Genomic DNA, 6,340 nt, shown 5'->3' with positions numbered 1-6,340 from the left:
GCATGTTGTGGATCAACCAGCCGGCTACGCCTTCGCCGGAAATGCCGTTTGGCGGCGTGAAGGATTCGGGCTATGGGTCGGAAGGCGGTCCGGAAGCGATGGAAGGCTATCTGGTCACCAAGGCCGTTTCGGTGATGGCGGTTTAAGACGCCGAAGGCCATCAGGCTTTCAGGGCGAGGTTTCCGACCTCGTCCGTCTGTTTGGTCACTGTGCCAGGTCCGCGAGCGTTTGTTCGCGGATTTTTTTGCCACTCGCCTCGCGAGTCGTCCTGCGAATCGCCCGTTGATTCGCTGCTCATTCGCTTCGTTCGGACCTTTCTTCGCTCTATGATGCGCAGTCATGCAACGAAAATCTGCTTCATCATGAACGACATTTCCTCTAGCCTCATGCAACCCACACTGACCGGACAGACCGTTGAACTCCAGCCGCTTCAGCGTGAACACACGCAGGGTCTGCTCAACGCCGCTGCGGACGGTCAGTTGTGGAACATGACGCTGACTGTCGTGCCGGGGCCGGAGACCATCGGCAGCTATATTGCAACCGCGCTCGATGGACGCGCGGCCGGCACGGTGATGCCTTTTGTGATTGTGAGGCGCGACACCGGTGCGATTGTCGGCAGCACGCGATTCTGGAAGATCGACCGGGTGAACCGGAAGCTGGAAATTGGGCACACGTGGTTGAGTGGATCGGCGCAGCGCTCGGCGGTGAACACCGAGGCGAAGTACCTTCTGCTGAGTCATGCGTTCGAAGCGATGCAGTGCGTGCGCGTGCAGTTCACCACGGACGAGCTTAACGAGAAATCAAGAGCCGCGATTCTGCGGATCGGCGCGAAACAGGAAGGGATTGTCCGGCACGAACGGATCATGCCGGATGGGCGTAAGCGCAACTCTGTGCGCTTTAGCATCATCGACGAGGAGTGGGCGGAGGTGAAGGCGATGTTGGAGGGGAAGCTGGGGCGGTAGGTGAAATGCCGCGCGTCCGTGTCTTCGTCATGCGCCACAACAGTTTCGCAGGAGCGCCGAAAGCCTTTACTTTACTGGCCTGAAGCGATATGAACAGCGCCTGTCTCTAGTGGCTTCCAACGTGCAGGTCATTTACTTCTAGACGTCCCATCTTCGCAGCCAGGTCGAGTCTCGCTGCACGCCAATCCGTCAGCACCTGGATGCGTTGACGGTTAGCGTCCGACAACGACGACTGGGCGTTGAGCAACTCAAGCATGTTGCCGACACCAGCGGCATATCGACGCTTCGCGGCGTCGAAGGAGCGATGGGCGATCTGCAGGAGCGCCGCGGCATTTCCCACATTTTCAATGCCCGTTTGCAGCGCCTGATAGCTCTTCCAGACATCGAGCCCAACCTGCTGCCGGGCTTCATCGAGCCTGTATTGCTGGACTTCCACCTGAGCATGCCGACGAAGACGCCATCATCTACATCCACAAGATCGACGCCGACTACGGACTGCGCATGCAGTCGCGAATCGGCCGCCGCAATCCACTGCACAGCACGGCGATCGGCAAAGTGCTGCTCGCGTGGATGGACCCGGCTGAGGCGCGCGAAGTGCTCTTGCACGTGGAATTTCGCAAGTCGACGCAAAAGACGCTGGCCTCCGCCGACGCCGTGCTCAGCATCCTGCAGCGCGTGCGTGAGCAAGGCTACGGCGAGGACAACGAGGAACAGGAAGAAGGCCTGCAGTGTCTCGCCGTACCCGTGTTCGACCGCTTCGGCCGCGTGATCGCCGGCTTGTCGATTTCCTTTCCGACGATGCGCTGCGGCGCGGACACGAAATCGCACTACGTCGCGCTACTCAAGCAGTCGGGTCTCGCGATCTCGACGCGGCTCGGCTATCGCGACGCGACGGCGCCGGAACAGGCAGCCGTCGAAGGGCTGAGCTGAGAAGACAGAGGCGCCGTAAAGAGCGCCATCAAATGGATGGGGGGAAAGGATATCGGTTGACCCGCTGCCACCGCAGGCAAGCGGCTGGCATGCGGGCGACAGGCGCTTAAACGACGGGAAGCAACAAGCGGCTAACGCACACTAACGGGTCACGGCAGCATCCGCTGCAACGTCTGATCCTTGAGCACGAAGCGATGAAACAACGCCCCTGCGATATGCAGTGCTATCAGCGAGAACAACACCCAGGCCAGATAACCATGGATATCGCCCATTTCATGCCCTACTGACGAGCCGACTGGCGAGATGCTGGGGTACGGCAGCACGCCGAACAGTTTGACGGACCATCCGCGCGAAGACGCATTGGCCCATCCCAGCAAGGGCACAGCGACCAGCGCGAGATAAAGGAGACCGTGCGTGATGTGCGAAACGACACGGAGGAAAGGCGAAAGCGATGCAGGTGCAGGTGCCGGCGTGTGCGTGAGACGCCAGACGATTCTCACCGCCACCGCTGCAATCAGTGCTGCACCCACGCCGAGATGCCACGCGATCAGACCGTCGGGCCGCGTGCCCTTGTGAATATCCGGCATGGTCCAACCGATCACGAATTGCGCAGCGATCAATAAGACCACCAGCCAGTGAAGAAACTTGGCTACGCCATCATAGCCTGACGAGTGGCGTGAGAAATTGGCCTGGTCCGATCGCATGGTCATGAGAATGTTTTAGCCGCAGTGAAGCCATTGAATGGGGAGAGCGTATTTGCGCCGAGGATAGACAAATTCTCGGTGTACTCACGCAGGATGCTACGGATCGAACCTTAAGAAAAGCTGATGCCAAGCCTGACGATCTCTTTCAGGAACATGAAGCGGTAACACACCGGCAACGCACCAGCGGTCACGCAGAAAGTGCGATCGGCGAGCCATGACGCCGGCTCGCATCCCGAGTCTGCAACTGAATGTATCCGTCCGGTATACGCGCAGAGACAGGCCACGCCACGCATATTCCAGTTGTTCATACGCGCGCGCATTGACTTGTCCAAGCACGCCGGATGCGCGAAGGCCCCACATTTTTCATAGTGCGCTCAACGGGTTGCCCGCCGGCTTCTCGCCACCGGAAGGGCTAATCGCCGCGCTGCATCGCGTCCCCACACCGGCTCATGAGCGTGGCCGACATGCGAAGAAATCGACACGTCCTGTTACACACGAACACACCGGTAATCCAGCCGCTCAGTAGAGTTCGATCAAACGTAAAGGGGAAGGCAACGTCATGAAACGAATTTTCGCGCTGATCCTGCTGGCTGCCACCCTCGGGAGTGCATTGGGCGGTTGCATCATCGTCCCTGAGGGCGGTTATCACGACCACTACCACGATCACGACCATTACTAAGCGCTGCCCGCGCGGCGCACTCCACACTCAATCGTAAAACCCGAGAAAAAACATGAACAATTCACGAAGCCGCTTGCTGTCCATGGCGATCGTTGCAGGTCTGGGGATCGGCGCATCTTCTGTCGCACTGGCGCACGTCGATGTGGGCGTGAACATCGGTATTCCGGGCGTAGCCTACGCGCCCGAGCCGGTCTATGCCCCGCCTCCGCCGGTCTACGTGCCCGCTCCGCCGGTGGTGGTGGTAAGCCCCGGCTGGTACGGCGAGCGTTATTACGACGGCCACCGCTACTGGGAACGACGCGAGTGGGAAGAGCGCCATCACGACCACGAATGGCATGACGCGCGCGGCTATCGTGAAGGCCCACATGGCGACTGGCACGATCACGGCGATTGGCACGGCCACGGCGGCGACCACGGCGATTGGCACGGCCATGGCGATGATCACGGCCGGGGCGATCACTAAGGCATGGGCCGTTGCCGCGTCACTAACGCGACCGGCCCGCGCAGGCATTCGCGCCACACCTTTTGCAGGAGCGACGATTTGCTACGCAACGATCCACGGCGTGTAACGGCAGAAATCGACGGCGCGGTCATCTCCGCCGAATACAGCGAACAGACTGGCCAATTGTGTTTGCGTCAGGACGGCGCCGTGCTTCGCGAATGGTTTCCACCTCACTCGTGGATCGCGATTGCATCGGTGGCCGGCGCGCGGCACTGGGGTACGCGGCCCACTGACGAGGACCTTCGGGCCTTGCTGCGCAACGAGATGACCCTGTTGCGCACGCAATAATCGCGTGATGGACACGATAAAAGGCCGGCCACCGAACGTGTTCCGATGACCGGCCTCTTATAGTCGAATCGCAGATACTGAACGAATCGAACAGCGCGGCAATGATCCGCGTATTTTCGTTTTGCCCTTAACGTGCGTTATAGATCGGCGGCGAATAGGAGCTCACCGTCGTATCGCGGCCGTGACCGGCTTGCCACGTGCCGCCGCTCCCCGAACCATAACCGCTGGTATCGGCCTGACGAGCGCCTTGTTGTTCGGAAACTTGCGCCTGCGCGCCCTGTGCGTTTTGCGGGGCCGGCTGATTCGATTGCGCGAACGAAGCGATCGGCGCGCCAAGAACAACTGCAATAGCAACAGCTTTGATGAGCGACTTCATGAAACCACCTCCAGTGATTGACCTGTACGCGCTGCGAATGTGACGCGTGGTGCAGCCAATGAGGCCAGTCTAGGAGCGGATCAGGTGCGGATAAATCCTCCATTCCTGAATTCACTGTTGCTTTTGACACGACAATGGCGGAAGCCCGCCCATCAAGGGTTTGCCGGCGCGCACCGGGCCCGGCGGAGATTCGTCTGATCAAAAAATCTCCGGCGCGCATTCTATAAACGCTGGCTATGCGAAGCTGCGCGCGCCCTCTTATACCGCGGCGACGCCCACGTAGTTTTCCGCCATCGCAGTAGCTGCCGCACGCGACGTGGTCACGTATTCGAGCTCGGCCACCTGCAACTGCTGTTCGAACGGCGATGCGCCGTCAATACGATGCATCATGCTCGTCATCCAGTACGAGAAATGCTCGGCACGCCAGATCCGTTTGAGTGCGGTTTGGCTGTAACTGTCCAGCAGATCGGTGCGATTTTCAACGTAGAACGCGTTCAGCGCGTTGGTCAACACACGCACGTCGGCGACGGCGAGATTCATGCCCTTCGCACCGGTGGGCGGCACGATATGCGCTGCATCGCCGGCGAGAAAGAGCCGGCCATGCTGCATGGTGGCCGACACGAAACTGCGCATGCCGACTATGTTCTTCTGGAAGATCTTGCCATCTACGACGTGCTGACCGTCATGCGAATCGACGCGTGCGTGCAGCTCGGCCCAGATTCGGTCGTCGGACCAATTGTCGACCGAGTCCTTCGGATCGCACTGAAAATACATGCGTTGCACGTTCGCTGAGCGCGTGCTGACCAGCGCAAAGCCGCGTTCGTGACGCGCGTAAACCAATTCATCCGACGACGGCGGCCCTTCGCACAGAATGCCAAACCAGCCGAACGGATAGACGCGTTCATAGTCTTTGCGCAATGCCTGCGGAATCGATGCACGCGACACGCCTTGCGAGCCATCGCAGCCGATCACGAAGTCACATTGCAGTTCGCACTCCTCGCCTTCGTGGCGATAGCGGATCGACGGCTTATCGGTATCGATGCCGTGCAGCGATGTGTCCGTCACGCCGAAACGCAAGGCTCCGTCGGCAGCCACGCGCGCGGCGACCAGATCCTTGATGACTTCGTGCTGCGCGTAGACCGTGATCGAATGGCCGGTGAGTCCGGTTAGGTCGATACGGCGCCGCTTGCCTTCGAAAGCCAGTTCGAAGCCGTGATGCAGCGCGCCTTCAGCCTTCATGCGCGCGCCGACGCCGGCCTCGGTGAGCAGGTCCATCGTGCCCTGTTCGAGCACGCCGGCGCGGATGGTGGATTCGATCTGTTCGCGGGTACGCGTTTCGAGCACGACGGAGTCGATGCCGCGCAAATGAAGAAGATGGGAAAGAAGCAGGCCCGCAGGCCCGGCACCGATGATGCCAACTTGGGTGCGCATGAGTTGTCTCCTGAATGCGGCGTTTGATGTGCACTCAGTTTGACAATCACGCCCTGTATCGCGCAACGCGATATGGCAGATACGCTGTATCCAGTTTTGAGATAGAAGGGGCGCCCGCTCGAAGGGCGCGGGTGAGCGCAAATACGCGCGAACCGCTCCCAGAGGGCGCTTGCGGCTTAGTCGGTCGATCGCTTATCTGCTGCACCGTTTTGCGCCGTCTCAAGGTAAACCCCGATCGGTTTGCGGATCCAGCTAAAGAACGTGCGGCGCGTCGTGGGCTGCCTGCTGGCCGTGCCCACGAGCGAGACCGCTACCTGTCACGAGGCAAACGGCTCGGCTACGCGAGGAACAAGCGGTACACGGGGTTCTGGGTCTCTTCCCAGTACGGATAGCCAAGCGTCGCGAGAAAGCGTTCGAACTCGCCGTTCTCGCTCTCCGGCACCTGGATGCCGACCAGAATCGAACTGT

10 protein-coding genes and 1 pseudogene are annotated in these 6,340 nt (G+C 60.2%); 5 read left to right on the top strand and 6 right to left on the bottom strand.

Features of this window, described 5'->3' with window-relative positions; genetic code table 11:
- Together GNZ13_RS49925 and GNZ13_RS49920 are read left to right on the top strand one after the other, a co-directional pair.
- On the top strand, positions 1-146 hold a 146-nt coding region (locus GNZ13_RS49925), incomplete at its 5' end, for an aldehyde dehydrogenase family protein (RefSeq protein ID WP_172178858.1).
- Positions 147-362: 216 nt separating this feature from the next.
- Positions 363-962 carry a GNAT family N-acetyltransferase gene (locus GNZ13_RS49920; protein WP_172178857.1) on the top strand — a complete coding sequence of 200 codons (600 nt, stop codon included), beginning with the start codon at positions 363-365 and terminating at the stop codon, positions 960-962.
- 106 nt (positions 963-1,068) lie between these two features.
- Here the strand turns inward: GNZ13_RS49920 and GNZ13_RS49915 are convergent, their stop codons facing one another.
- Positions 1,069-1,398, bottom strand: coding sequence for a TolC family protein (locus GNZ13_RS49915; RefSeq protein WP_172178856.1), 330 nt, complete (start codon positions 1,396-1,398; stop codon positions 1,069-1,071).
- 11 nt (positions 1,399-1,409) lie between these two features.
- On the opposite strand from GNZ13_RS49915, the pseudogene GNZ13_RS49910 reads away from it, so the two are divergent.
- Positions 1,410-1,892 (top strand): annotated as a pseudogene (locus tag GNZ13_RS49910) (IclR family transcriptional regulator domain-containing protein); the annotation flags it as partial.
- Between the two features lie 149 nt (positions 1,893-2,041).
- Here the strand turns inward: GNZ13_RS49910 and GNZ13_RS49905 are convergent.
- A complete protein-coding gene (locus GNZ13_RS49905) occupies positions 2,042-2,602 on the bottom strand; it encodes a cytochrome b (protein WP_236002554.1) in 561 nt (186 codons plus the stop codon).
- A gap of 104 nt (positions 2,603-2,706) precedes the next feature.
- A complete protein-coding gene (locus GNZ13_RS49900) occupies positions 2,707-2,904 on the bottom strand; it encodes a hypothetical protein (protein WP_172178855.1) in 198 nt (65 codons plus the stop codon).
- A 423-nt stretch (positions 2,905-3,327) separates the two neighbouring features.
- On the opposite strand from GNZ13_RS49900, the gene GNZ13_RS49895 reads away from it, so the two are divergent.
- Positions 3,328-3,738 carry a hypothetical protein gene (locus GNZ13_RS49895; RefSeq protein WP_172178854.1) on the top strand — a complete coding sequence of 137 codons (411 nt, stop codon included), beginning with the start codon at positions 3,328-3,330 and terminating at the stop codon, positions 3,736-3,738.
- A gap of 78 nt (positions 3,739-3,816) precedes the next feature.
- Positions 3,817-4,065, top strand: a complete 249-nt coding sequence (locus GNZ13_RS49890; RefSeq protein ID WP_172178853.1) for a hypothetical protein — start codon at positions 3,817-3,819, stop codon at positions 4,063-4,065.
- A gap of 127 nt (positions 4,066-4,192) precedes the next feature.
- Here GNZ13_RS49890 and GNZ13_RS49885 read toward each other — a convergent pair whose 3' ends face one another.
- From GNZ13_RS49885 to GNZ13_RS49875, 3 genes are all read right to left on the bottom strand, one after another.
- Complete coding sequence (locus GNZ13_RS49885) at positions 4,193-4,441, bottom strand: hypothetical protein (RefSeq protein WP_172178852.1); 249 nt, start codon at positions 4,439-4,441, stop codon at positions 4,193-4,195.
- 258 nt (positions 4,442-4,699) lie between these two features.
- Positions 4,700-5,872 (bottom strand): 4-hydroxybenzoate 3-monooxygenase, encoded by a 1,173-nt coding sequence (locus GNZ13_RS49880; protein WP_172178851.1) that lies wholly within the window; start codon positions 5,870-5,872, stop codon positions 4,700-4,702.
- Between the two features lie 337 nt (positions 5,873-6,209).
- Positions 6,210-6,340 (bottom strand): hypothetical protein (locus GNZ13_RS49875; protein WP_172178850.1); only part of this gene is annotated, 131 nt, incomplete at its 5' end.

The organism is Paraburkholderia elongata, assembly GCF_013177735.1.
In the GTDB taxonomy this organism is placed as follows: Bacteria; Pseudomonadota; Gammaproteobacteria; order Burkholderiales; family Burkholderiaceae; genus Paraburkholderia; species Paraburkholderia elongata.
This window is presented reverse-complemented; position numbering and strand designations above follow the sequence as displayed.